Source organism: Stenotrophomonas sp. YJH_SMC_6 (genome assembly GCF_059371335.1).
Window position 1 is genome coordinate 148860 of record NZ_JCAFUM010000013.1, and the last position, 25781, is coordinate 174640.

Genomic DNA, 25781 nt, shown 5'->3' on the forward strand with positions numbered 1-25781 from the left:
GTGGCGCCCGAAGTTGGACTCGAACCAACGACCCCCTGATTAACAGTCAAGTGCTCTAACCGGCTGAGCTATTCGGGCAGACGACTAGTATAACCACTCTTCACGCGCGATGGTAGGGGTGATTCGCAATCATTGCGGCGGCCCGGTACAACTGCTCGGCCACCACCAGGCGTACCAGCATGTGCGGCAGCGTCAATGGTCCAATCGACCACTTTTCGTCGGCCAGCGCGGAAACTTCCGGCGAATGCCCTTCCGGGCCACCGATCAGGAAGGCAAGGTCCCTGCCCTGCCCACGCCAATGCTCCAGCCGCTGCGCCAGCTGTTCGGAACTGAGCTGGCGGCCCGGCACATCCAGCGCCACCACATAGGCATTCTTCGGCAGTGCGGCGATCACGCGCCTGCCTTCGTCTTCGGTGGCGCGGCGCGCATCGCGGCCCTTGCCGCGCAGGCCGGGCTCGATTTCCACCAGCTCGAACGGCAGCCAGTGCGACAGCCGCTTCTGGTACTCGGCGAAGCCCTGCGCAACCCAGCTGGGTGCGCGTTCGCCGGTAGCAATCAGGCGGGCTTTCATCAACGGTCCTCCAAAACGTCGACGGCGCCATCGGCGCCGTCGAAGGGATGCATCAACGTGCGGCTCAGGCCACTTCGTCGTCGCTGGACGGCGGCTGGTCGCCAACGGTCCACAGGCGCTCCAGGGCATAGAACTCACGCACGCGCGGCAGCATCACATGCACGATCACGTCGCCCAGGTCGACCAGCACCCACTCGGCTTCGCGCTCGCCTTCAACACCCAGCGGCATCACGTCGAGATTCTTGGCAAAGCGCACGACTTCATCGGCGATCGACTTGACGTGGCGGGTCGAGGTGCCCGAAACGACGATCATGTAGTCGGCAACGCTGGACCGGCCGCGCACATCGATCTCGACCAGGTCCTTGGCCTTCAGGTCTTCGGTGGCTTGGCGGACGCTGGCCAGCAGTTCCGGCACGGACGGCGGCGGGCTGGGCAGATCGACCTTGATGGTCTGGGGCTGGGTCTGGTTGCTCAAAGTGGATCGACTCGATAAACGTGGGGGCGATTATACGGGCAAGCCGGGGCGGCGGCATTCACGGCGTAGGGGAGCGGTACAGGCCATGGGCGGCCACATAGTCGGCCACGGCCGGCGGCAGCAACGCCCGCCAGGGGCCGCCGGCGGCGATCTGCGCACGCACGGCACTGGCCGATTCCTCGCGCAGCGGATGATGCAGGCGCAGGATGCGCCCGGCCGGACTGGCGAACAGGGCCTGCTCGTTGTCGGCCCAGCGCCCTTCCAGGGCGCGGCCAAGTTCGCCATCCACCGAGGCCTGAAGGGGACTGCCCGGGCGCTCGGCCACCACGAAATGGGCCAGCCCGAACAGTGCCTCCCATTCATGCCAGCGGGTCAGGCCCAGCAGGCTGTCGGCCCCGACCAGCCAGGCCAATGGCCGGCTGGGGCCCAACTCGCCGCGCAGTTCGCGCAGGGTGTCGACGGTATAGGACGGGCGGCCGGGAAAGCGTATGGCGCGGTCCAGTTCACGATGGTCCAGCAGCAGGCCTGGCTCATCGCCGATGGCCAGCGAGAGCATGGTGAAGCGCTGGTCAGCGGTTGCGCCCGGCACCGCGCGATGCGGCGGATCAGCCGCTGGCAGCATGCGCACAGCGACCTGCAGTTCGTCACGGGCAGCACGCGCGATGGCGAGGTGCCCGAGGTGCACCGGATCGAAGGTGCCCCCGTAATAGATCCGCAGGCTCATCACTCAGGCCCGCGCCAGCAGGCGCACGGCACGCGGTTCGGCCACGGCCACCAGCAGGCGCTCCAGCGCCAGCCAGGCATCACCGTCGGCGCGCCCCTTGGCGATGCGGTCGACCAGTCCGGCCTCGGCCACGAAACGCTCCCAGCGCTTGCCCTCGGGGTGCCGCTGCAGCGCACGCTTGTAGGGCGCTTGCCGCGATTCCCAGATGCCGCGCGATTTCATTTCGGCGGCCAGATTGCCGCCACGCGCCTGTACCCGGGCCAGGCCGGCACCAGCCAACAGCTCGCGGATCACCATTGGCATCAGTGCGGCCACCGCCTCGCCTTCGCCGCGCAGGCCCGCCAGCATGCGCAGCACCGCCGGCGGCTGGCCGGAGAACGTGGCTTCCAGCAGCCGGAAAACGTCATAGCGGGCGGCGTCGGCCACCAGCGATTCCATCCGTTCCACGTCCAGCGGCTGGCCGTCGGCCAGCAACGCCAGCTTGTCGATTTCCTGCGCAGCGGCCAGCAGGTTGCCCTCGACCCGCTCGGCCAGGCGCTGCACGGCGGCCGGATCGGCACGCAGGCCCTTGCCACGCAGGCGGCGCTCGATCCAGTCCGGCAGTTCGTGCGGCTTGATCGCCCACGCCACCGACAGCACGCCGATGCGATTGACTGCCTCGGCCCACTTGCCCTGGTGGGCCTTGCTCCATTCGCTGGCGGTAATCATCAGCACCACGTCCGGCGCCGGGTTGGCGCAGAACTGGCTGATCACCTCGGCCCCGTCCTTGCCCGGCTTGCCGCTGGGCAGGCGCACCTCGACCAGGCGGCGGGCACTGAACAGGCTGGGCGCGTTGAAGCTGGCGTCGAGCTGGTTCCAGTCGAAATCACGCCCATCGGCGTCGAACACTTCCCGCTCGGCGATGCCGGCGGCGCGTGCGCGTGCACGGATGGCGTCGGCCGCCTCAAGCACGCGCAGGGTTTCCGGGCCGGCAATCAGGTAGACCGGCGCCAGCGGGGTGTCAGCGCCCTGGCTGGCCAGCTGCTCCGGACGCAGTTCCATCGTCGCGACTCAGTGCTTGGCTGCGGGAACCGGCTCGGCCGGCTCCGCCCCTTCGATCGGCTTGGCCTTCGGCGCCGTCAGGCTGCCGCCCTTCTCGATCTCGGCGCGCACCACGCTGTCGATGCGGCGGATGATCGACGCGGACATTTCCCGTCGCAGCTCATCGGCCAGGATTTCGCGTTCGGTGGTGGTACCGGTGGCGTCGGTCGGCGGCGACACGTAGTCGCGCGACAGTTCGATCACCTGCTGCGGCACCAGCTCGCTGCCATCCTCGCGACGGAAGATGAAGATCACCGCATAGCGCAGGCTGTACTCCTGCGCACGGCCCTGCGAGTCGATGGCGATCGGCAGGTCGCCCCAGCGTTCGGACAGCACCTGGAGCTGGGTACTGGGCCCCTTGCTGTCCTCGTCGGCCAGCTTGGCACCGGAAGCCAGCAGGCTGCGATTGAGCAGCTTGACCAGTTCGCTGTATGGCGCGGTGGAGACCACCTTCACCGGCGCCGTGTCGGTCGGCAGCATCAGCTTGTTGCGCAGATGGAAACCGCAGCCGGCAAGGCCGAGGACAAGAACGAGGGCAAGCAGTATTCGGGTCATGGAGACAGTCTGGCGGAGCCGGGCGATCACGGCAACACACAGCCTGCCCGAAGCCGCGTGAATGCAGGGCCATCAAGTGCATGGCCCCGCACCGGGAAGGTACCGGCCACCGCGTGGGTGACCGGCCCAGGATGCATCAGGCAGCGACGATGTTCACGATCTTGCCCGGCACGATGATGATCTTGCGCACGGTCAGGCCTTCCATGAACTTGGCCGCATTCGGCTCGGCCAGAGCCAGTGCTTCGACCTGCTCGCGTGCAGCATCGGCGGCCACCTCGATGGTGCCACGCAGCTTGCCGTTGACCTGCACGGCCAGGGTCAGCGCGTCGCGCACCAGCGCACCGGCGTCGGCCTGCGGGAACGGCTGGTCTTCCAGCAGCGTCTCGCCATGGCCCAGCACCTGCCACAGGGCGTGGCTGGCATGCGGGGTGATCGGGTTCAGCAGCAGCACGATGGCCTGCAGCGCTTCCTGGCGCACCGCACGGCCCTGCTCGCTGCCGTCCTCGAACTTGGCCAGCGCGTTCATCAGTTCCATCACCGCCGCGATGGCGGTATTGAAGCTGTGGCGACGGCCATAGTCGTCACCGACCTTGCCGATGGTCTCGTGGGTCTTGCGACGCAGTGCCTTCTGGTTGGCGTCCAGCGCGGCCACGTCCAGCGCCGGGGCGGCACCGTCGGCGGCGTGCTTCTGCACCTGGGCCCACAGGCGGCGCAGGAAGCGCGCCATACCGTCCACGCCGGCTTCGTTCCACTCCAGCGACTGTTCCGGCGGGGCGGCGAACATCGAGAACAGGCGCACGGTGTCGGCACCGTACTTGTCGACCATCGCCTGCGGGTCCACGCCGTTGTTCTTCGACTTGGACATCTTTTCAGTGCCACCGACCACCACCGGCTGGCCGTCGGCGATCAGCGTGGCGCCAGTGATGCGGCCGCGCTCGTCGCGCTGCACTTCTACATCGGCCGGATTGATCCAGTCCTTCGAGCCGTCCGGGTTCGGGCGGTAGTAGGTCTCGGCGATCACCATGCCCTGGCACAGCAGGTTGCGTGCCGGTTCGTTGCTGTCCACCATCCGCGCGTCGCGCAGCAGCTTGTGGTAGAAGCGGAAATACATCAGGTGCAGGATCGCGTGCTCGATGCCGCCGATGTACTGGTCGACCGGCAACCAGTAATTGCCGCGCTTGTCGACCGCATCTCGGGCACCCGGCGAGGTGTAGCGGGCGTAGTACCAGCTCGACTCCATGAAGGTGTCGAAGGTGTCGGTCTCGCGCTCGGCCGCGCCGCCGCATTCCGGGCAGGTGGTCTTGCGCCATTCCGGATCAGTCTTGATCGGCGAACCAGTCCCCGAGAACGCCACGTCCTCCGGCAGCACCACCGGCAGCTGCTCTTCCGGCACCGGCACCGCACCGCACTTGTCGCAGTAGATCACCGGAATCGGGCAACCCCAGTAGCGCTGGCGGCTCACGCCCCAGTCGCGCAGGCGATAGTTGACGCGGCGCTGGCCCTGGGCCTTGCGCTCGAAGCGTTCGGCCAGGGCTTCGAAGGCGCCCTGGAAATCCAGCCCATCGAATTCGGCCGAGTTGACCAGCTCGAAGGCACGGTTCTTGTCGCTGTACCAGTCCTGCCAGCGGGCACCATCCCAGGTGCGCTCGTCGTCGTTGCGCGGATCCTTCAGCGCGATCACCTGCTTGATCGGCAGGCCGTACTTGTTGGCCACTTCATTGTCGCGCTGGTCGTGGCCCGGAACAGCCATCACCGCACCGGTGCCGTAGCCCATCAGCACGAAGTTGGCGACCCACACCGGCACCTTTTCGCCGGTGACCGGATGGATGGCACGCAGGCCGGTGTCCATGCCGCGCTTTTCCTGGGTTTCCAGCTCGGCCTCGGACACGCCACCCTGCTTCATTTCCGACAGCAGCGCAGCCAGTTCCGGGTTGTTCTTCGCCGCATGCAGGGCCAGCGGATGTTCGGCGGCGATCGACACGAAGGTCACGCCCATCACGGTATCCGGACGGGTGGTGAACACGCGCAGCGGATCCAGCGCAGTGCCGTCGACATCACGCACGTCGAACTGGATTTCCAGGCCTTCGGAGCGGCCGATCCAGTTGCGCTGCATGGTCTTGACCGAATCCGGCCAGCCGTCCAGTTCATCCAGGCCGTCCAGCAGTTCCTGGGCGTAATCGGTGATGCGCAGGAACCACTGCGGGATCTCGCGCTTCTCGACCAGCGCACCGGAACGCCAACCACGGCCATCGATGACCTGCTCGTTGGCCAGCACGGTCTGGTCGACCGGATCCCAGTTCACCACCGCATTGCGGCGGTAGGCCAGGCCCTTGCGCATCAGGCGCGTGAACATGCGCTGTTCGTGTACATAGTAGTCCGGGCGGCAGGTGGCGAATTCGCGCGACCAGTCCACCGCATAGCCCATGGCCTTGAACTGGCCACGCATGTGCTCGATGTTCTTGTAGGTCCAGGCCGCCGGTGCGGTCTTGTTCTTGATTGCCGCGTTCTCCGCCGGCAGGCCGAACGCGTCCCAGCCCATCGGCTGCAGCACGTTGTGGCCGGTCATGCGCTTGTAGCGGCTGATCACGTCGCCGATGGTGTAATTGCGCACGTGGCCCATGTGCAGCGCACCGGACGGGTACGGAAGCATCGACAGGCAGTAGTACTTCGGCTTGTCCGAAGTCTCGTCGACTTCGAAGGCACGGGTGGCGTCCCAGTACTTCTGGGCGGCGGATTCAACCTGCTGCGGGTCGTAGGCGTTGGTTTCAGCGCTGGTCATGGAACACGCGGATGCGGCGGCAAAGCGGTACAGCGTACCGCAGTGCGGCAAACGTCTCCAATCCTGCCCGCCGACCGCCGGCCCCGCCAGCGCCCGGAGCCGGTCTCAGCGCGGTCGCGACAGAGGCAGGGCCAGCGCCAGCCAGACCGCCCAGCAGGCGAATGCAAGCCGTTGTGCCAGCGGCGCCGGCAGCACGCCCTGCAGCGCAAAGGCAGCCAGCGCCGCCAGCACGCCACAGGCGAGCGCCACCCCGCCCAGGGCGCGGCCGTGCGTCTGGCGCAGCTGGGAGATGCCCAGCAACAGGGTGCCGGCGACGAAGCCCAGCACCCAGATCATCCAGGCACTGGCGTGCAGCTGGCTGGCCGGCCCGTGCAGATCGTCCACATCCAGCGGCATCAAGCCCATCGCGGTGAAGGCCAGTCCGCCCAGCAACAGCATCTGGCTGCCCACCCGCGGCGCCCAGCCAGCACCGGGCGGCAGCTGTCGGCGCAGGCACTCGGCCACGACCACCGCCAACAGGCCCGGCAGTACGAAGCCCAGCAGATTGAAGGCCAACGCGTGCGGCACGCCATGTGCGCCCAGCAGGGCCACCGGGTGCCGCGCCTGTGCATAACCTTCCAGGCCGGCGCCGAAGCCCAGCACCGCCAGCACGAACAGCAGTGCGGCGGCGGGGCCGGACAGACGCAACAGGGAAGACGGGGAGGTCATGCGGGCTCCAGGAGCAACGGCGGCGGGAACGACGCATTGTCGGGCATTTGCCGCAGTCCGGGTTGAGACTGGCATCGATCGTCACCATAGAATCGGTCTCCAGATGCCAATCGATGCCTCCCCCATGACCGAGACGACCTACGTATTCGACGCCACCACTGCGACCTTCGAGGCCGAAGTCCTGCAGAAGTCGCTGCAGACGCCGGTGCTGGTCGACTTCTGGGCCACGTGGTGCGGCCCCTGCAAGACCCTGGGGCCGATGCTGGAAAAACTGGCCGCCGAATACAACGGCGCCTTCGAGCTGGCCAAGGTCGATGTCGACAAGGAACAGCAGATCGCCGCCGCCTTCCAGATCCGCTCGGTGCCGACCGTGTTCCTGGTCAAGGGCGGCCAGCTGGTGGACGGTTTCCCCGGCGCCATCCCGGAAGGCCAGCTGCGTGAGTTCCTGGCCCAGCACGGCATCGTGCCGGCCGACGTCGGCGACACTGCCGCCGAGGACGAAGCGCCGTTGGATCCGCAGGCACAGGTGGATGTACTGCGTGCGCAGATCGCCGCCGAGCCGGACAAGGACGAGCTGAAGCTCGACCTGGCCCTGGCCCTGCTGCAGATCGGCGGCGTGGACGAAGCCGGCACGCTGATCGACGGCCTGCCCGCCAACCTGGCCACCGACGACCGCGCCGTGCGCGCCCGCGCCCGGCTGTCCTTTGCCGCCGCCCTGAAGGACGCCCCGGCCGCCGAGGTGCTGGACGCGCGCATCGCCGCCAACGGCAATGACCTCAAGGCCCGCCACCTGCGCGGCGTGCAGCTGCTGCTCGGCGGCCATGACGAGGCCGCGCTGGCGCAGTTCCTGGAAATGCTGCGGATCGACCGGAGTTTCGAGGAAGGCCTGCCGCGCAAGGCGCTGATCGATGCCTTCAATGTGATCTCCGACGAGGACCTGGTCGGCCAGTACCGCCGCAGGATGGCCTCCCTGCTGTTCTGAACGGAAGCCGGGTTCGTTCAGAATCCCTGCACTGGACGCGGGCAATAATGCGCACGATGGCGGCCGTACGGCCGCCACGATCCGTTCGGGGGGATGAGGTCGGGGCCATGGGGTCTTGCAGCTGCACCCCCGCATTGCCGGGATTGCAAAACTGTGACCTTCGTCCGCTCGCTGTTGTTTGCCATGCGCTTCCAGGGCGCCCTGCTCTGTGCCCTGCTTCTGCTGCCGGCCATCGCCGCCGCGCAGGACTGGAACTACCGGGTCCGCCCCGGCGACACCCTGTGGGATCTGGGTGGCGTGTATCTGAAACCCTCGGTGCGCTGGCAGCAGCTCCAGCAGCACAACCGAATCGACAACCCCTACCGGCTGCCGCCCGGCCAGCTGCTGCGTTTCCCCATCAGCTGGCTGCGCATCGAACCGGCACCGGCGCGGGTGCTCTCGGTCCGCGGCAAGGTCGAACTGTCCAGTGGAGACGGCAGCGCCAGCCGCGCCATCCAGGCCGGCGAGCAACTGCATATCGGAGACACCGTACAGACCGAGGGCGAATCCAGCGTCACGCTGGAATTTGCCGATGCGTCGCGCCTGCAGCTGCGTGAGTACTCGCGCCTGCGCCTGGACCAGCTCAGCCGCTACGGCCACACCGGCATGGTCGACACCCGCCTGCGCCTGCAGCAGGGCCGCGCCAGCAATCGGGTGACGCCCGCGCGCGGCCCGGCATCGCGTTACATCATCGATGCGCCCACCGCCACCAGCAGCGTGCGCGGCACCGTCTTCCGGGTCAGTGCCGGCGACGGTCGTGATGTCGCGGCCACCGAGGTCCTGCAGGGCAAGGTGCAGGTCGGCAACACCCATGGCCAGCGCATGGTCCAGCCCGGACAGGCCACCCGCAGCGCCAGCGCAGACGCCGCACCGGACGCAGTCTCCGCACTGCTGCCGGCACCGCAGCTGCGCAACGATGAACTGCGCCTGGCCCCGTTGCCGACGCTGCTGGCATGGACTCCGGTCGCCGGCGCCGCGCATTACCGCGTTGAAGTGGTGGAGGCAGCCACGCCGGAGATCCTGCTGTTCGCTGCCACCACCCCCGATACCCGCCTGGCCATCGGCGATCTGCCGCCGGGCCAGCTGCGCATCCTGCTGCGCGCGGTCGATGCGCAGGGTGTGGAAGGCATCGACGCCAGTGCCGACTTCGAACTCAGCGACCAGCCTCCACCGCCGCTGACCCTGGCCCCGCTGCATGGACAGACAATCAACAGCGACCGCCCGCGTTTCCGCTGGAGCCAGGCCCCCGGTGCGCGCAGCAGCGTGCTGCAGATCGCGGCTGATTCCAGCTTCGTACAGCCACTGCAGGAACAGACCAGCACCGGCACCGACCTGCGCCTGGCGCAGCCATTGCCGCCGGGTCACTACTTCTGGCGGATCGCCTCCCGCAGTGCCGATGGGCACCAGGGGCGCTATGGCCAGGCCCTGCCACTGCAGCTGAGCAACGAGCCGGTCGATCCTGCGCTGCAACCGCCCGAGGCCGCGCACGGTGAACTGACCCTGCGCTGGCAGGCCGGCAGCGAAGGCCAGCGCTATCGCGTGCAGGTCGACCGCCGCGGCGACTTCAAGGCACCCCTGGTCGACGAAACCGTGGCCGAACCGCAGGTCAGCTTCAAGCGTCCGTGGCGCGGCACCCTGCATGTGCGCGTGCAGTACATCGACGATGACGGCCATGCTGGCGAGTTCTCGCCTGCCCAGAAGATCGCCCTGCCGTGTCGCCTCTGCTATGGCACCGGCGGCGGTGCCCTGCTGCTGTGGCTGCTGTTGTGAGGCGTTCGCCGCTGCCGTGGTCGAAGCGGATCCTGCTGGCCATGCTGGCCGGGATACTGACCATCGTCGCCAGCCAGGGCCAATGGCTGTGGCGGCAGGACGAGGCCACCTACGACGCGATGGTCGGCAACTGGGACTATCGACCCGACCCGAGCGTGCTGATCGTGGCCATCGACGAAGGCAGCCTGCAACGCATCGGCCAATGGCCGTGGCCGCGCTCGGTCCACGCCCGGTTGCTGGATCGCCTGACCGATGCCGGTGCCGAACGGGTCGCGCTGGATCTGATGCTGTCCGAGCCGGACCGCCGCGACAGCCGCCAGGACGAGGCGCTGGCCGCGGCCATCCGTCGCAATGGCCGGGTGGTGCTGCCGGTGCTGGCCGCACCGGCAGCCGGTGATCGCATGGCCGAGGAAATGCTGCCAGTTCCGCAGATCGCGGCCAGTGCCGCCGCCATCGGCCACACCGACGTTGAGGTGGACAGCGACGGCGTCGCCCGCGGCATCTACCTGCATGCGGGCATCGGCAAGGCGCATTGGCCGGCGCTAGGGCTGGCCCTGACCGGCCTGCCCGCGGGCGCGGTGCGCGGACTGCCCGACCCTGATCCCGAGGTGGGCTCGCCTTATCAATGGCGGCGCAACGACTACGTGCGGGTGCGCTATGCCGGACCTCCCGAGCAGTTGCCGCAGGTTTCCTACGCAGACGTACTCGATGGCCACGTGGACATGGCGATGCTGCATGGCCGCCGCATCATCGTAGGCATGACCGCCAGCGGCATCGCACCGCGCCTGCTGACCCCGACCACCCGCGAGTTCTGGATGAGCGGCAGCGAGTACCAGGCCAACATCGCCTCGATGCTGCTGCAGCACAAGCAGATCGAGGTGCTGCCCCGCTTCTGGCAGCACACCATCAGCGCGGTGCTGGTGGCGCTGTGCGTGATCCTGCTCGGCCTGCGCCTGCCGTGGCTGGCGGCGCTGTGTTCGCTGCCGCTTGCTCCTCTGTTGAGCTGGTTGCTGTTGCGCACCAGCAACCTCTGGTGGGCGCCAGCCACCGCCCTGCTGGGCATCCTGCTGGTCCTGCTGGCCTGGGCGATCTGGCGGATTTCGGCCTGGCACCGGCAGGCCAACCGCGACGCACTGACCGGCCTTGGCAATCGCCTGCGTTTCGAACAGGCGCTGCAGCAGGAATGCGACGCCGCACGACGCAACGGCAAGCCACTGAGCCTGGCGCTGATCGATGTCGACCACTTCAAGCGCCACAACGACCGCCATGGCCACCAGGTCGGCGACCGCGTGCTGCGGGACGTCGCCCGGTTGATCGGCGCGCATGCGCGGCGTCCGCGCGACATGGCCGCGCGTTACGGTGGCGATGAATTCGCGCTGGTATTGCCCGATACCCCGGCCGAAGGCGCGCGGCTTGTCATCCAGGACCTGATCGACTGCGTACGTGCATTGCCGGTACACGGTGACGGCAGCGACGATCGGGTGACGCTCACCATCGGCGTGTTTACCCGGGTACCGGAAGGCGGGCTGCAACCGCATCATTTCGTCGAAGGGGCCGACACCGCGCTGTACCAGGCCAAAGCCAACGGGCGCGACGGGTATGTGATCGACGGCGACGCGTGACCGGTGCCACCAGGGTGCAACATACGCATGCGAATGGTTAGACTGGACACCTCGCCCAGCGCCCCCGGATCCGCATGAACGCCCGTCTGTTCCGCTTCGGCATCAACCTCTGGCCGCCCTTCCTGTTCACCGGCATCCACGTCACCCGCATCACCCCCGACTACCGGCAGATTGATGTCGAGCTGCGCCTGCGGCCATGGAACCGCAACTACGTCGGCACCCACTTCGGCGGCAGCCTGTTCGCGATGACCGATCCGTTCTGGATGCTCGGCCTGCTGCACATCCTCGGCCGCGACTACTACGTGTGGGACCGCGCCGGCGCCATCGACTTCCTCAAGCCGGGCCGTGGCATCGTGCGGACGTCGTTCCGCATCGACGACGCGCTGCTGGACGAACTGCGCGCCGAAGCGGCCAGTGGCGAGAAGGTGCTGCGCTGGTTCAGCAACGACGTGATCGATGAAAGCGGCGAGGTGGTCGCACAGGTCCGCAAGCAGGTCTACCTGCGGTTGAAGCCACACGCACGCTGAGCGCGCCTCAATCGCGCGCCAACGCAGTCGAAGCTGGCTCCGCCTGCAACGGCACCGACAGCCATGGGCTTTCGTCGTTGCTGCGGGACGGCGAGCGGCGTGGCACCTGCAGATGGCGGCCATCCGCCGACACCTGCGGCGCCCGCACCGGCGAGGCGAACTGTGCCGGCAACCGCTGCAGGGCATCCACCGGATCCCCCGGCTGCTGCCGCAGCCAGCGCTGTGCACCCAGCAGGCGCAGCATCGCCGCGGCGTCCTGGGTGCGCGACGAATAGGCCGGATAGACCGGACCCGCAATGTCGGTCAACAGGCAACCCATGACGTTCGACAGGCAACCAAAGTCACGCTGCGGCGGCGCCGGTGCCGGCAACGGACGGTCCGCCTCCAGCGCAGCGGTCGCCGTCGCGCCACAGGCCCAACCGAGATTGCCGGCCGCACGGGCCAGGGTGCTGCTGCGGTCCAGTACCAGCGCGCCGCCGAATTCCCGCGCCGAGGTCTCGATCGCCACCCGGTTCATCGCATACTCGCCCTGCATCGCACGGCACAGGCTCTGCTCGTCGGCCCGCATCGGCTGCATGGCCTGTTCGCATTCGGCCGGCAGCGGGTGATCGGCAGGCAGTTCGACCAGCATGTCGGCCAGCAGCTGCGCGTTGGCCTGTACCAGGCTGGCGCCGATGATGCTTTCGACCAGATAGCTGCCACCGGGCACCAGCCGCCGGCCCAGCTGCACTCCCCGGCAGCTGCCGCGCAGGGCACCGTCGATGTCACCCTGTACGAACGCCAGCGCGCGTGCGCTGGTGGCATCGACCACCAGCCCGTAGGTCGGCATCGGCACCAGGATGCCCTCGCCCTTCGGCTGGAACGGCGATACGAAGTAGTCTGCTTCGGCGAGCTGATCCAGCCGCGCGTGCAACTGCTGGTGCCCGGCATGGGCCTCCACGAAGCGTTGCGGGTCCGCGCGGACCTGGGCGAGGCAGCCGCGGGCGGCCGGCCCGCAACTGGCACCGGGCCGCGAGCGCAGCTCGGCATGGTTGGCCACCAGGTGTGTCTGGCCGCCGCTGCTGCCCCGCAGGTCGGCCTCCCAACGGCGCACGTCCTCGGCCAACGCCTGCTCGCGCTGGCGGGCATCCAGATCGTCGAACGGCAGCGTCCACAACAGGGCATAACCGTTGCGCCCGCTCGCCGGCAGCCGCGCTTCCAGCCGTTGCTGCGCCTGCAACCGCGATTCCGGCACCGGCCACATGCGTGAGGCGCACCACACCACGATGGTCAACAGCAGCAGGCCCGCCAGGGTCCAGCCCAGTCCACGCAGAATCTTCAACACAGCTTCCCTTCCATGGCTCGTTGCCGCAGTCGATCCACCAGCGTAATCGACCGGCAGTGACCGCTACAATGCGCACATGTCGCTCGAAGCCCCCGCCCTGGTCCCCCGCCCCTCCCTGCAGCGCCTGTTCCTGACCGGCCTGCTGACCCTGCTGCCGATCTGGCTGACCTGGGTCGTGGTCAAGTTCGTGTTCGTGTTGCTGTCGGGCATTTCCAGCCCGCTGGTGGTACCGCTGTCCGAGCAGATCGCGACAAGCTTTCCGCACTACCTCGGCTGGGTCCGCGCCGAATGGATCCAGGACACCATCGCCCTGCTGGCCACCCTGCTGGTGATCCTGGCGGTGGGCGTGGCCAGCCGCCGCGTGCTCGGCCAGCGCCTGCTGCGCTGGGTGGGCGCGGTCATCAAGCGCATTCCGCTGGCCAGCATCATCTACGACAGCGCAAAGAAGCTGCTGGACATGCTGCAGACCGAACCGGGCAGCACCCAGCGCGTGGTGCTGATCGACTTCCCGCACCGCGACATGAAATCGGTCGGACTGGTCACCCGCGTGATCAAGGAACACGGCACCGACCGTGAGCTGGCCGCGGTGTATGTACCGACCACGCCGAACCCGACCTCGGGCTACCTGGAAATCGTGCCGGTGGAACTGCTGACCCCGACTGACTGGACCGTCGACCAGGCCATGAGCTTCATCATTTCCGGCGGCGCCGTCGCACCGTCCAGCGTGCCGTTCACCCGCGCCGGCGAACGCACCGGCGAACGCACCGAATGACCCCGGCGCCGATCGAGCGCCCGCTGCAGGACCGCGCGGTCCTGCTGTTCATCGTGCTGGCCGCGTTCTTCTGCGGCAATGCGGTGCTGGCCGAGCTGATCGGGGTGAAGATCTTCGCGCTGGAAGACACGCTGGGCATCGCCCCGCTGAACTGGAACCTGTTCGGCCAGACCGGCTCGCTCAGCTTCACCGCCGGTACCCTGCTGTGGCCGGTGGTGTTCATCATGACCGACACCATCAACGAGTTTTTCGGCAAGCGCGGCGTGCGCTTCATCTCGTGGCTGGCGGTGGTGCTGATCGGCTACGGTTTCCTGTTCGCCTTCGCGGCCATTTCGCTGGCGCCGGCCAGCTGGTGGGTCACGTCGATGGATGGCCACGGTGTGCCCGACTACCAGGCCGCGTTCGCAGCCGTGTTCGGCCAGGGCATGTGGACCATCGCCGGTTCGCTGGTGGCCTTCCTGCTCGGCCAGCTGATCGACGTGGCGGTGTTCCACCGCATCCGCCAGGCCACCGGCGAACGCCACGTGTGGCTGCGTGCGACCGGATCGACTGCGATCTCGCAGGTGGTGGACAGCTTCGTGGTGATCTGGATCGCCTTCGTGCTGGGCCCGCAGCACTGGCCGACCTCGCTGTTCCTTGCGGTCGCCAGCGTCAACTACGTGTACAAGATGGGCTTTGCGATTGCCCTGATTCCGTTGCTCTACCTGATGCGGCGTGCCATCACCCGCTATCTGGGCGCCGATCGCGCGGCGGCACTGCGCGCCGCCGCTGCGGCTGACTGAAGCCCCAGCGCCACCAAGCTGACTGCGTCTTCACGCTGGCCGTACGCGCGCGGATCGTGCAAGCTCCACGATCTGTGTTCCACGGAAGCTTCTTGATGCCGTATTCCCCCCGCGTCCTGGCCGCTGCCATTGCCGCGTTGTTCCTGTTCAGTGCCGTGCCGTCGGCCGAAGCAGCGAAGAAGAAGGCCAGCCGCCCTGCCGCTGCGCAGACCCGCCAGGCCGCCAAGCCCAAGGCCAGGCCCGCCCGTGCCACCGCACCGGCCCGTGGCAGTTCGGCGCGCCGCGCTGCGCCGCGTCCGGTCGCACCGGCCCGTGCCGTGCCCAAGCAGGTGCAGCTGGAACGGCTGTACGACGAGTACTGGGATGCCTCGATGCGGTTGAACCCGCTGCAGGCCACGTTCCAGGGCGAACCGCGCTACAACGACCAGCTGCCCAACATCCTGTCCGCCGCCTGGCGCCAGCAGTCGCACGACTTCACCACGCAATGGCTGGGCAAGGTCGAAAAACTCGGCAGCGATGGCCTGCAGGGCCAGGACCTGCTCAGTTACGAGATCTTCGTCCGTGACGCGCGCGCCTCGCTGGCTGCCGAGCGCTACCCGAGCTGGATGATGCCGATCAGCCAGTACTACAACATCGGCAGCATCATGGCGATCCTCGGCTCCGGCGCGGGCGCGCAGCCGTTCAACACCGTGCAGGACTATGACACCTGGTCGCGCCGCTCGCTCGGCATTCCCGAACTGTTCGACCAGGCCATCGACAACATGCGCCAGGGCATGAAGGCCGGCGTGGTGCAGCCGCGCGACCTGATGGAGAAGGTGCTGCCGCAGCTGGATGCGGTGATCAAGCCGACCGCTGAAGAGAGCATCTTCTGGTCGCCGATCCGCACCATGCCGAACACGATTGCGGCCGAAGACAAGGCGCGCATCAGTGCCGAGTACAAGCGCATGATCGAACTGCGCATCATGCCCGCCTACCGCGCCCTGCGCGGCTTCATCGCCACCGAGTACCTGCCGGCCACGCGCGCCAGCAGCGGCATGGGCGCGCTGCCCGACGGCCAGGCCTGGTACGCCAACCTGATCGTGCAGACCACCGCCAGCGACCAGACCGCCGCGCAGCTGCACGCGCTGGGCGAGCAACGCGTGCAGGAACTGCAGGCACAGATCGCCACGGTGATGAAGGACGCCAAGCTGCGTGGCACGCCGGCAAAGCTGCTGCGCAGCATGCGCAACGATCGCCAGTTCCAGTACAGCGATGCCAATGCACTGATCAGCCGCTACCGCCAGGTGCAGCAGCAGGTCAACGCGCGCCTGCCGCAGGTGCTCGATACGCTGCCGAAGTCCGCGCTGGAAGTACGCGCAGTGGAACCGGAACGGGCGCTGACCGCCGCCGCTGCCGCCTACCAGCCGTCGCCGCCCGGGCAGCCCGCCGTGCTGTACATCAACACCCGCGACCTGCCCAGCCGCAAGCGCTGGAGCGTGCCGGTGCAGTACCTGCATGAAGCGATTCCCGGCCATCACGTGCAACTGGGCCTGCAGCAGGAGCTGGCCAAGCTGCCGCGCTTCCGTCGCCTCGGTGGCGATCTTGCGTTCGTCGAAGGCTGGGGCCTGTACGCCGAAACACTGGGTGAAGACCTCGGCGTCTACACCGATCCCTACGACCGTATCGGCTACCTGTACTCACGCCTGCTGCGCGCCGCGCGCGTCGTCGCCGACACCGGCGTCAATGCACAGGGCTGGAGCAAGCAGCAGGCCGTGGCCTACCTGCAGAAGACGGTGGACATGAGCAGCGATGACGCCAACGCCGAAGTCGAGCGGATCATGGCCCAGCCCGGCCAGGCACTGTCGAACGTCGCCGGCCTGACCACCATCGTTGCCCTGCGCGACAAGGCCAAGGCACGCCAGGGCGCAGCCTTCGATCTGCGCCGCTTCCATGCAGAACTGCTGAAAGACGGCTCGATGCCTCTGGACGTGCTGGACCGCAAGATGGAGCGCTGGATGGCACAGCCGGCCAGCGCTGCGCCCACACCTTCGCCCTGACGCTTCCGGAGCCACCATGCGCCCTGCCGTCGCCCTGTTCGCCGCCGTGCTGGGCCTGCTGCCTCTGGCGGGCGCCGCCGCACCGGTGCTGACCCCACCGGATGCCGGTATCGACGGCCTGATGCAGGCCTACGATGGCCAGGTGCCCGGCGCCGCAGTGCTGGTGCTGCATGACGGGCAGCCAGTGTTCCGCCGTGGCTACGGCCTTGCGGTGGTCGAAGACGGCACCCCGGTCACAGCCGCCAGCAATTTCCGGCTGGCCTCGGTCAGCAAGCAGTTCACCGCTGCGGCGGTGCTGCTGGTGGAAGACGGCCGGCTCGGGCTGGACCAGCCGGCCCGGCAGTGGCTGCCCGAGCTGCCACCGGCTGCAGCGGGCATCACCCTCCGCCACCTGCTCTCGCATACCAGCGGCCTGCTCGACTACGAAGACCTGATGGACCCGGCAGACACGCGGCAGGTACACGATGCCGATGTGCTGGCCCTGCTGTCGCGCCAGGACCGGCTGAACTTCGCGCCGGGCACGCAGTACCGCTACAGCAACAGCGGCTATGCACTGCTGGCACTGATCGTGGGCCGCGCATCCGGCCAGGATTTCGCCGCCTTCCTGCAACAACGCATCTTCCGCCCGCTGGGCATGGCGCATACCGTGGCCCACCAGGACGGCGTGGACACGGTCGCCACACGCGCCTATGGCTACAGCAGGATCGATGGCCGCTGGCAGCGCACCGACCAGAGCACTACCAGCGCTGTACTGGGAGACGGCGGGATCTACTCCTCGCTGGACGACCTGGCCCGCTGGGATGCGGCGCTGTACGACGACCGCCTGCTGTCGAAGGCTTCGCGCCGCGCGATGTTCAGCCCGGCGACGACCACATCGGAACCGGACGTGCCGCATTACGGCTTCGGCTGGCGGCTGAATGGTCCGGTGCAATGGCACAGCGGCGAGAGCATCGGCTTCCGCAACGTGATCGTGCGCCACCCGGAGAAGCACCTGACCGTGATCGTGCTGACCAACCGCAACGACCCCGAACCCTATCCGCTGGCGCAGAAGATCGCCCAGCGCTGGCTGGACACCCTGCAATGACCCCCGGTTCCGACGCCCTGCTGGGCATCCACCACGCCGCACTGATCTGCAGCGACTACGCACGCTCGAAGGACTTCTACGTGCGCATCCTCGGCCTGCGCGTGCTGGCCGAGAACCACCGCGCCGCACGCGATTCCTGGAAGCTGGACCTCGCCCTGCCCGACGGCGGCCAGCTGGAACTGTTCTCCTTTCCCTCGCCGCCGCCCCGTCCCAGCCGCCCGGAGGCCCAGGGTCTGCGCCACCTCGCGTTCCGGGTGGCTGCACTGGAACCCTTCATCCAGCGCCTGGCCGCGCATGGTGTCGCCTGCGAACCGATCCGCGTGGACGAATACACCGGCCGACGCTTCACCTTCTTCGCCGACCCCGACGACCTGCCGCTGGAGCTGTACGAGATCGCGTGAGCGATTTTCAATCGCGGAGGCCCATCCACGCATGGCGTGGATCTACGTGTCGACCAAGGTCGACACCCACCAAGAGCAGGCCGTGGCATTCCAACAGATCGCGGAGACCTGTCGAAGGCGGGGTGGGTCCGGTTGCGGGGCGTGAGCCGCATGGGCCCGAGGCATGCCTCGGGCGGGTTGGGCAGGACGCCCAACCCCGGTCTTGCCGTGTGCGCAGGACTGCGCCCACGAGCAAGCGGCGACCGAGCTTACATGGGTGAGGGCGCTTTGCTTGCGAAGCACTGCTTCGCAAGCGCCCGAACGCACAGCCGCCAGCGGCTGGGCCGGGCCCCGGAGGGGGACTTGCAGCGCCCCCCGCAACCGGACCCACCCCGCCATCCCACGGATAGCCGCCTTTGCTTTTGAGGTTGCCGGCCAGCGGCCGGCACTACCGCGGGTGCAGGGCGCAGCCCTGCAAAGCCCCCCTTCCCCATACCCCGCCGAATGGGTATACAGTCGACCCGTACCGGCATCGTGCCGGAATGAACCCTGGGAGGGGACCATGCGCAAGACCTTCAAGACCCTGCTGCTGGCACTGCCGCTGTGCCTGGCCGCGCTCTCGGCGCAGGCCGCCGACGGCGCCGCCGGCCGCTGGAAGACCATCGACGACAAGACCGGCAAGGTGAAGTCGATCGTCGAGATCACCCAGGCCGCCAACGGCACCCTGACCGGCAAGGTGGTCGACATCCTGCACTCGGACAAGGGCCCCAACCCGATCTGTGACGGCTGTGAAGGCGCCAACAGGAACAAGCCGGTGAAGGGCATGACCATCCTCTGGAACCTGAAGGCCGACGGCGCCAACAAGTGGTCCGGTGGCACCATCCTCGACCCGGCCAACGGCAAGACCTACAAGTCGAAGATGGAACTGCAGCCCGGCGGCACCCGGCTGGACGTGTCCGGCTGCATCGCCTTCATCTGCCGCGCGCAGACCTGGCAGCGCGAATAAGCGCTCCGGCCCCCGCTTCATCCCCGTGACCCGGCCCCGGCCGGGTCACCTCGTTGCGGGCATGCGATACTCTGCGGTTCCCCTCGGCTTCACCCCGCGACCATGACCCGTACCGCGCTCGTCACCACCGCCCTGCCCTACGCCAACGGCCCGCTGCACCTGGGCCACCTGGTCGGCTACATCCAGGCCGACATCTGGGTGCGTGCGCGGCGAATGAGTGGCGGCAAGGCCTGGTTCGTCTGCGCCGACGATACCCATGGCACGCCGATCATGCTGGCCGCGGAAAAGGCCGGGGTCACCCCGGAAACCTTCATCGCCAACATCCAGGCCAGCCACGAACGTGACTTCGCCGCCTTCGGCGTGGCCTTCGACCACTACGACTCGACCAATTCGGCGGCCAACAAGGCGCTGACCGAGCAGTTCTACCTGAAGCTGGAAGCGGCCGGCCACATCAGCCGCCGTTCGGTGGCGCAGTTCTACGACCCGGCCAAGGGCATGTTCCTGCCCGACCGTTACGTCAAGGGCATCTGCCCGAACTGCGGCAGCCCCGACCAGTACGGCGACAACTGCGAAGTGTGCGGCGCTACCTATGCGCCGACCGATCTGAAGGAACCGCGTTCGGTCATCTCCGGTGCCACGCCGGAAATGCGCGATTCGGAGCACTTCTTCTTCGAGGTGGGCCACTTCGACGCGTTCCTGCGCGAATGGCTGGCCGGCGACGTCGCCCTGCCGGGCGTGAAGGCCAAGCTGGGTGAGTGGCTCAATGCCGAAGGTGGCCTGCGCGCGTGGGACATCTCGCGCGATGCGCCGTACTTCGGCTTCCAGATTCCCGGACAGCCGGGCAAGTACTTCTACGTCTGGCTGGATGCACCGATCGGCTACCTGTCCAGCTTCCAGACCCTGTGCGGCAGGATCGGCGAGGACTTCGAAGCGCACCTGCGCGCCGGTACCAGCACCGAGCTGCACCACTTCATCGGCAAGGACATCGTCAACTTCCACGGCCTGTTCTGGCCGGCGGTGCTGCACGGCACCGGTCACCGCGCGCCGACCCGCCTGCACGTCAACGGCTACCTGACCGTGGACGGCGCCAAGATGAGCAAGTCGCGCGGCACCTTCGTGATGGCGCGTACCTTCCTCGATGTCGGCCTGGAGCCGGAAGCGCTGCGCTACTACTACGCCGCCAAGTCCGGCGGTGGCGTCGACGATCTCGACCTGAACCTGGGTGACTTCATCGCCCGCGTCAACGCCGACCTGGTCGGCAAGTTCGTCAACCTGGCCAGCCGCTGCGCCGGCTTCATCAGCAAGCGCTTCGACGGGCAGCTGGCCGCGCAGCTGCCCGATGCGGCGCAGTACCAGCGCTTCGTCGATGGCCTGGCGCCGATCCGTGAAGCCTACGAGCGCAACGACCCGGCCGCGGCGATCCGCCTGACCATGACCCTGGCCGACGAAGCCAACCGCTACATCGACGACGTCAAGCCGTGGGTCATCGCCAAGCAGGAAGGCGCCGATGCGCAACTGCAGGCCGTATGCAGCCAGGGCCTGAACCTGTTCCGCGTGCTGGTCACCGCCCTGAAGCCGGTGCTGCCGGCCACCGCCGCGCAGGCCGAAGCCTTCCTGGCCGCGCCGGTGAACGACTGGACCGAACTGGCACAGCCGCTGCTGGGCCACCGCATCACCGACTACACCCCGCTGTTCACCCGTATCGACCCGAAGAAGATTGACGCCATGATCGACGCCTCCAAGGACACCCTGCAGCCGGCGGCTGCCGCTGCCCCCGCCGCCAAGCCGGCCGCCCCGGCCCCGGCCAAGGACGAAGCAAAGAGCGCCGATGCTCCGGCCTACATCGGCATCGACGATTTCGCCAAGCTCGACCTGCGCATCGGCAAGGTGCTGGTCTGCGAGTTCGTGGAAGGATCGGACAAGCTGCTGCGCTTCGAGCTGGATGCAGGTGAACTGGGCAAGCGCCAGATCTTCTCCGGTATCCGTGGCAGCTACGGCGAGCCGGAGAAGCTGGTCGGCCGCAGCGTGGTGTTCATCGCCAACCTGGCCCCGCGCAAGATGCGCTTCGGCCTGAGCGAAGGCATGATCCTGTCGGCCGGCTTCGACGGCGGTGCGCTGGCGTTGCTGGACGCCGACAGCGGCGCGCAGCCGGGCATGCCGGTCCGCTGATGCCCGCAGCGGGCGTGGCCTCGGCCGCGCCCGCCGGCAGCATTGGCCAGCGGAGGCAACGCGATGGGAGGCAACGGAATGGAACTGGCGCTGTTCGACTTCGACCACACCGTGACCACCTGCGATACCTATGGCCGTTTCCTGCGCCGCGTGGCCACCGCCGAACAGCTGGCGCAGGCGTGGTGGAAGGTCGGCCCGTGGCTGCTCGCGTACAAGCTGAAGCTGATCTCGGCCGAACGCATCCGCGCGCGCGTCACCCGTCTGACCTTCAGCGACCGCCACAGTGACGACATCGCCACCCTGGCCGCCGGCTTCTCGCGTGAGTTCCTGCCCGATGTGGTGCGCCCGGAAATGCTGGAGCAGATCCGCTGGCACAAGGAACAGCAGCACACCGTGGTGATCGTGTCCGGCTCGCTGGACCTGTACCTGCGGCCGTGGTGCGAGCAGCTGGGCCTGCAGTTGATCTGCAACCGGCTGGAATGTCAGGACGGACGCCTGACCGGCCGTTACGCCGGTGGCGACTGTGGCCCGCGCAAGGTCGAGCACATCCGTCGCCAGTTCGATCTGTCGCGTTACGTGCGCATCCATGCCTACGGTGACAGTTCCGAAGACAAGCCGATGCTGGCGCTGGCCCACGAGCGCTGGTTCCGCGGCAAACCCCTGAAGTAACCCGACGCGCAGCCTTCGCCACGCATGAGCCTGATCCCACCCCTGACCGAACGCCTCGACCGCCTGTTGCCGCAGACCCAATGCGGGCAATGCGGCTACGACGGTTGCCGACCGTACGCGCAGGCGATGGCGCGCGGCGAGGCAGGCGTCGACCGCTGCCCACCCGGTGGCGATGCCGGTGCACGCGCGCTGGCCCAGGTTCTGCGCGTACCGGCGATTCCTTTTGATCGTTCGCGCGGCGAGCACAAGGCGCCGCAGGTGGCGTTGATCGTGGAAGCCGACTGCATCGGCTGCACCAAGTGCATCCAGGCCTGCCCGGTGGACGCCATCGTCGGCGGCGCCAAGTACATGCACACGGTGATCGCCGATCTGTGCACCGGCTGTGAGCTGTGCATCCCGCCGTGCCCGGTCGACTGCATCGAGCTGGTGCCGGCATAGCCACCAGACCAACCGGCGGTGGAGCGGCGGGGTAGAGTCGGCTGTTAGTCGACTGCTCTTCGTTCCGGCGGCGCAAAACCCCGCGCTGCGCGCGACAGTCGACTAACAGTCGACTCTACCCCCCCCTCCACTGCTGGGAGGTGACCTTGCCGTTACGGCACTGCCGCCGTCACCACGATCTCGACCTTCCAGTCGGCGTGGGCCAGCTTGGCCTCGACCGTGGCGCGCGCCGGGGTCGCACCCTCCACCACCCACTCATCCCATGCCTTGTTCATGCCGTCGAAATCGGCCATGTCGGCCAGGAACACTTCGGCGCGCAGCACGTGCTGGCGATCACTGGCCACCAGCGCCAGCAGCTTGTCGATCTCGGCCAGCACCTGCCGGGTCTGCCCGGTGATGTCCTGGCTGGTGTCTTCCGGAATCTGGCCGGAAAGGTAGGCGACCTTGTTGTACACGGTCATTTCGGACATGCGCGGTCCGACGTCGTAACGCTCCATCATGGGCGTGGCTCCTGCGGGTGATCAGGCCTGCATTGTCCTCCAAACCGGTCAACGATGGGTGCAGGGCAGCCATTCACACACGGTCACTACCGGCTTCCGACAGCGACGCTGGTCAAATGCCAGCGACAGGCGCACGATGCGCCACGGCTGCATTGACACCGCCCTCGCCCTCCCTGACGCACCCTTGCGCCGATGACCGAAACCACCGACCCCGCCACCGCTCCCTCCACCCCGGCATGGAAGCGGGTCCTCACCATCGTCATCCCGCTGCTGATCCTTGCGTTGGCGCTGCACGGCCTGGCCAACGAGTTCGATGAGAACGGCTACCGCGCCATCCGCCATGCCTTCCACCAGCTCAGTGGCACGCAGATCGCGCTTACTGTCTTGCTGGGCCTGGCCAGCTATGCCTGCCTGATCGGCTTTGATGCCATCGGCCTGCGCCGCAGCGGCATCCGCGTGCATCCGGCGCGCATCGGCATCACCGCGTTCCTGGCACACACGCTCGGCCAGACCGTGGGCTTTGCCGCGCTCACCGGCGGTGCGGTGCGCCTGCGCGGCTACCGTACCGCCGGCCTCGACCTGGCGCAGATCGGCCAGGTCGTGCTGATGAGCACGCTCGGCTTCGTGTTCGGTGCGTGGCTGCTGATCAGCGTGGCGCTGTGCATGGAACCGGCGGCAGCGGCGCTTGCCCTGCCGCTGGACCCGGATGCGGTGCGCGTGGTCGGCATCGTCGCGCTGCTGGCCTATGCGGCCACCCTGCTGCTGGTCGGCCGCGATGGACGCCAGTTCAGCGTGTTCGGCCATGTGCTGTGGCTGCCCGACCGGCGCACGATGATCGGGGTGACCGTGCTCAGCGTGATCGAGCTGGTGCTGGCCAGTGCCGCGTTCTATGTGCTGCTTCCGGACTCGACGCCGACCGGCCTGCCCGGCTTCGTCGGCCTGTACCTGGTCGCGGTGCTGGCCGGCCTGGTTTCGACCGTGCCCGCCGGCCTCGGCGTGTTCGAATGGAGCCTGCTGAAGCTGCTGCCACAGGTGGCACCGGCTGCGGTGCTGGCGGCGGCGTTGATCTACCGCGTCACCTACTACGTACTGCCCCTGCTGCTGGCCACCCTGCTCGCGCTTGCACCCGCGCTGCGCCAGCCGCTGCAGGCCAGTGCCGGGGCAACCCGTGCCGGCTGGAACGCGCTGCGCCCATGGTTGCCGCAGATCATCGCGCTGGCGGTGTTCAGCATCGGTGCTGCGCTGGTCATCGACGGCACATTGCCCACGCCGCGCCGTCACCTGGTCAACGCATCACTGCCGATCCTGGAAACGTCCCATCTGATCGGCAGCCTCAGCGGCGTCGCCCTGCTGCTGATCGGCCAGGGCCTGGCCCGGCGCAGCCATGCCGCATGGATGCTGGCGATGGCCGTGTGCGTGATCACCCCGTTGCCACTGTGGCTGCGCGGTGGCCAACCGTTGATCGCGGTCTCTGCCCTGCTGGTGGCGATGGCGCTGTGGGCCGCACGCCGCGAGTTCTACCGCCAGGGCGCGCTGCTCGATGAAGCATGGTCGTGGCCATGGCTGCGCAACCTCGGCCTGGTACTGGTGGCGGTCACTTGGCTGTTGTTCTTCACCTACAGCCATGTCGAGTACCAGAACGAACTATGGTGGCAGTTTGCGATATCCGGCAACGCACCGCGTGCGCTGCGTGCGCTGCTGGTGGTGGCGATCGCGCTGGTGATGTTCGGCCTGGCGCGGCTGCTGCACAGTACGCGCAGCCCGCTGCCAGCCGCCGACGAGGCCACGCTGCAATCATTGGCGCCGGTACTGGCCGGTGCCACCGATACCCAGGCCTGCCTGGTACTGACCGCCGACAAGGCGGTGCTGCGCGATGATGCGAAACAGGGCTTTGTGATGATGCAGCGCTACGGCGGTTCACTGATCGCGATGGGCGATCCGGTCGGCCCGCCTGATGTGGCGCGCGCGCTGATATGGCGCTTCCGCGAGGAAGCTGACCGGCTCGGCCTGCGCCCGGTGTTCTACCAGGTGGGCGAGACCTACTGGCAGACCTATCTCGACCTGGGCCTGGGCCTGGTCAAGCTGGGCGAGGAAGCGATCGTGCCCTTGCACGACTTCGGCTTGGAAGGCCGCGAACGCGCCGATCTGCGCCAGGCCTGGAACCGTGGCAAGCGCGGGGGCCTTTCGTTCCGCGTGGCACCGGTGGAAGAGATTCCCAGCCTGCTTCCCCGCCTGCACGCGATCTCCAACGCGTGGCTGGAAGACAAGGCCGGCGACGAGAAGGGTTTCTCGCTGGGCAGCTACGATCCGGATTACCTGGCGCGCTTCCCGGTGGCACTGGTCGAAGCCGAGGGCCAGATCGTGGCATTCGCCAACCTGTGGCAGGCACCGGCCGGTGCCGAGCTGTCGGTGGACCTCATGCGCCATGTCAACGAGGCACCGAAGGGCACGATGGACTTCCTGTTCATCGAGCTGTTCCTGTGGGGCCGCGCTCAGGGCTATGCGCGCTTCTCGCTGGGCATGGCGCCGCTGTCCGGGCTGGCCCAGCATCGCCTTGCTGGGCGCTGGAACCGACTGGCCGGCCTGCTGGCGCGGCATGGCGAACGCTTCTATGGCTTCAGTGGCCTGCGCCGCTTCAAGTCGAAGTTCGACCCGCAGTGGCGACCGCGCTATCTGGCAGCACTCGGCGGCATGCATCTGCCGGCCGCGTTGCTGGATGCCACGCGCCTGATCTCGCTGGACCCGCGGCGTAACTGAAGCCCTGAGCCGCCGGGCATGGCCCGGCGCTG

General features: G+C 67.9%; 23 protein-coding genes and 1 tRNA gene. 14 read left to right on the top strand and 10 right to left on the bottom strand.

Annotated elements, in window-relative coordinates:
* Nucleotide 1 precedes the first annotated feature (1 nt).
* The 8 genes from AC5P9N_RS16015 to AC5P9N_RS16050 form a co-directional block, all read right to left on the bottom strand.
* A tRNA-Asn gene (locus AC5P9N_RS16015) sits at nucleotides 2–78 on the bottom strand.
* A 22-nt stretch (nucleotides 79–100) separates the two neighbouring features.
* Nucleotides 101–571 (bottom strand): 23S rRNA (pseudouridine(1915)-N(3))-methyltransferase RlmH, encoded by a 471-nt coding sequence (gene rlmH / locus AC5P9N_RS16020; RefSeq protein ID WP_005410535.1) that lies wholly within the window; start codon nucleotides 569–571, stop codon nucleotides 101–103.
* 64 nt (nucleotides 572–635) lie between these two features.
* Nucleotides 636–1046 (bottom strand): ribosome silencing factor, encoded by a 411-nt coding sequence (rsfS, locus tag AC5P9N_RS16025; protein ID WP_005410536.1) that lies wholly within the window; start codon nucleotides 1044–1046, stop codon nucleotides 636–638.
* Nucleotides 1047–1104: 58 nt separating this feature from the next.
* Entirely contained in the window at nucleotides 1105–1773 is a 669-nt protein-coding gene (nadD, locus tag AC5P9N_RS16030; protein WP_005410537.1) for a nicotinate-nucleotide adenylyltransferase, read from the bottom strand.
* On the bottom strand, nucleotides 1774–2811 hold the full coding sequence (holA, locus tag AC5P9N_RS16035) for a DNA polymerase III subunit delta (protein WP_012480930.1): 1038 nt from the start codon (nucleotides 2809–2811) through the stop codon (nucleotides 1774–1776).
* A 9-nt stretch (nucleotides 2812–2820) separates the two neighbouring features.
* Nucleotides 2821–3405 carry an LPS-assembly lipoprotein LptE gene (locus AC5P9N_RS16040; RefSeq protein ID WP_005410539.1) on the bottom strand — a complete coding sequence of 195 codons (585 nt, stop codon included), beginning with the start codon at nucleotides 3403–3405 and terminating at the stop codon, nucleotides 2821–2823.
* A gap of 136 nt (nucleotides 3406–3541) precedes the next feature.
* The gene (leuS, locus tag AC5P9N_RS16045) at nucleotides 3542–6184 is read right to left on the bottom strand and encodes a leucine--tRNA ligase (RefSeq protein ID WP_012480931.1); all 2643 of its coding nucleotides are present in this window, start codon (nucleotides 6182–6184) and stop codon (nucleotides 3542–3544) included.
* Between the two features lie 105 nt (nucleotides 6185–6289).
* Nucleotides 6290–6892, bottom strand: a complete 603-nt coding sequence (locus AC5P9N_RS16050) for a DUF998 domain-containing protein (protein WP_043034739.1) — start codon at nucleotides 6890–6892, stop codon at nucleotides 6290–6292.
* A gap of 124 nt (nucleotides 6893–7016) precedes the next feature.
* On the opposite strand from AC5P9N_RS16050, the gene trxA reads away from it, so the two are divergent.
* From trxA to AC5P9N_RS16070, 4 genes are all read left to right on the top strand, one after another.
* Entirely contained in the window at nucleotides 7017–7874 is an 858-nt protein-coding gene (trxA, locus tag AC5P9N_RS16055; protein ID WP_005410542.1) for a thioredoxin, read from the top strand.
* 153 nt (nucleotides 7875–8027) lie between these two features.
* Entirely contained in the window at nucleotides 8028–9683 is a 1656-nt protein-coding gene (locus tag AC5P9N_RS16060; protein ID WP_043034738.1) for a FecR family protein, read from the top strand.
* Entirely contained in the window at nucleotides 9680–11305 is a 1626-nt protein-coding gene (locus tag AC5P9N_RS16065) for a CHASE2 domain-containing protein (protein WP_065183442.1), read from the top strand. The genes AC5P9N_RS16060 and AC5P9N_RS16065 overlap by 4 nt, the downstream gene beginning before the upstream one ends.
* 74 nt (nucleotides 11306–11379) lie before the next feature.
* Nucleotides 11380–11832 (top strand): DUF4442 domain-containing protein, encoded by a 453-nt coding sequence (locus tag AC5P9N_RS16070; RefSeq protein ID WP_010482929.1) that lies wholly within the window; start codon nucleotides 11380–11382, stop codon nucleotides 11830–11832.
* Between the two features lie 7 nt (nucleotides 11833–11839).
* On the opposite strand, the gene AC5P9N_RS16075 is transcribed toward AC5P9N_RS16070, so the two are convergent.
* On the bottom strand, nucleotides 11840–13156 hold the full coding sequence (locus tag AC5P9N_RS16075) for a hypothetical protein (protein WP_099484056.1): 1317 nt from the start codon (nucleotides 13154–13156) through the stop codon (nucleotides 11840–11842).
* Between the two features lie 76 nt (nucleotides 13157–13232).
* Between AC5P9N_RS16075 and AC5P9N_RS16080 the strand changes: the two genes are divergently transcribed.
* The 9 genes from AC5P9N_RS16080 (at nucleotide 13233) to rnfB (ending at nucleotide 22492) form a co-directional block, all read left to right on the top strand.
* Complete coding sequence (locus AC5P9N_RS16080; protein ID WP_005414135.1) at nucleotides 13233–13928, top strand: DUF502 domain-containing protein; 696 nt, start codon at nucleotides 13233–13235, stop codon at nucleotides 13926–13928.
* Entirely contained in the window at nucleotides 13925–14710 is a 786-nt protein-coding gene (locus AC5P9N_RS16085) for a queuosine precursor transporter (RefSeq protein ID WP_005414136.1), read from the top strand. The genes AC5P9N_RS16080 and AC5P9N_RS16085 overlap by 4 nt, the downstream gene beginning before the upstream one ends.
* 95 nt (nucleotides 14711–14805) lie before the next feature.
* Entirely contained in the window at nucleotides 14806–16746 is a 1941-nt protein-coding gene (locus AC5P9N_RS16090) for a DUF885 domain-containing protein (RefSeq protein WP_099484055.1), read from the top strand.
* 16 nt (nucleotides 16747–16762) lie between these two features.
* Nucleotides 16763–17830, top strand: coding sequence for a serine hydrolase domain-containing protein (locus tag AC5P9N_RS16095; RefSeq protein ID WP_043035453.1), 1068 nt, complete (start codon nucleotides 16763–16765; stop codon nucleotides 17828–17830).
* Nucleotides 17827–18231, top strand: coding sequence for an SMU1112c/YaeR family gloxylase I-like metalloprotein (gene gloA2, locus AC5P9N_RS16100; protein ID WP_005410551.1), 405 nt, complete (start codon nucleotides 17827–17829; stop codon nucleotides 18229–18231). The genes AC5P9N_RS16095 and gloA2 overlap by 4 nt, the downstream gene beginning before the upstream one ends.
* Nucleotides 18232–18772: 541 nt before the next feature.
* Nucleotides 18773–19216: a DUF2147 domain-containing protein gene (locus tag AC5P9N_RS16105; RefSeq protein ID WP_043035452.1), complete on the top strand. Its 444-nt coding sequence runs from the start codon at nucleotides 18773–18775 to the stop codon at nucleotides 19214–19216.
* A gap of 102 nt (nucleotides 19217–19318) precedes the next feature.
* Complete coding sequence (gene metG, locus AC5P9N_RS16110; RefSeq protein WP_043035451.1) at nucleotides 19319–21385, top strand: methionine--tRNA ligase; 2067 nt, start codon at nucleotides 19319–19321, stop codon at nucleotides 21383–21385.
* 78 nt (nucleotides 21386–21463) lie between these two features.
* Nucleotides 21464–22054, top strand: a complete 591-nt coding sequence (locus AC5P9N_RS16115; protein WP_005414141.1) for an HAD family hydrolase — start codon at nucleotides 21464–21466, stop codon at nucleotides 22052–22054.
* Nucleotides 22055–22078: 24 nt separating this feature from the next.
* Nucleotides 22079–22492, top strand: coding sequence for an Rnf electron transport complex subunit RnfB (gene rnfB, locus AC5P9N_RS16120; RefSeq protein WP_012480943.1), 414 nt, complete (start codon nucleotides 22079–22081; stop codon nucleotides 22490–22492).
* A 152-nt stretch (nucleotides 22493–22644) separates the two neighbouring features.
* Here the strand turns inward: rnfB and AC5P9N_RS16125 are convergent, their stop codons facing one another.
* Nucleotides 22645–22992, bottom strand: a complete 348-nt coding sequence (locus tag AC5P9N_RS16125; protein ID WP_005410556.1) for a RidA family protein — start codon at nucleotides 22990–22992, stop codon at nucleotides 22645–22647.
* A 192-nt stretch (nucleotides 22993–23184) separates the two neighbouring features.
* Between AC5P9N_RS16125 and mprF the strand changes: the two genes are divergently transcribed.
* Nucleotides 23185–25749, top strand: coding sequence for a bifunctional lysylphosphatidylglycerol flippase/synthetase MprF (mprF, locus tag AC5P9N_RS16130; RefSeq protein WP_099485081.1), 2565 nt, complete (start codon nucleotides 23185–23187; stop codon nucleotides 25747–25749).
* Nucleotides 25750–25781: the final 32 nt, after the last annotated feature.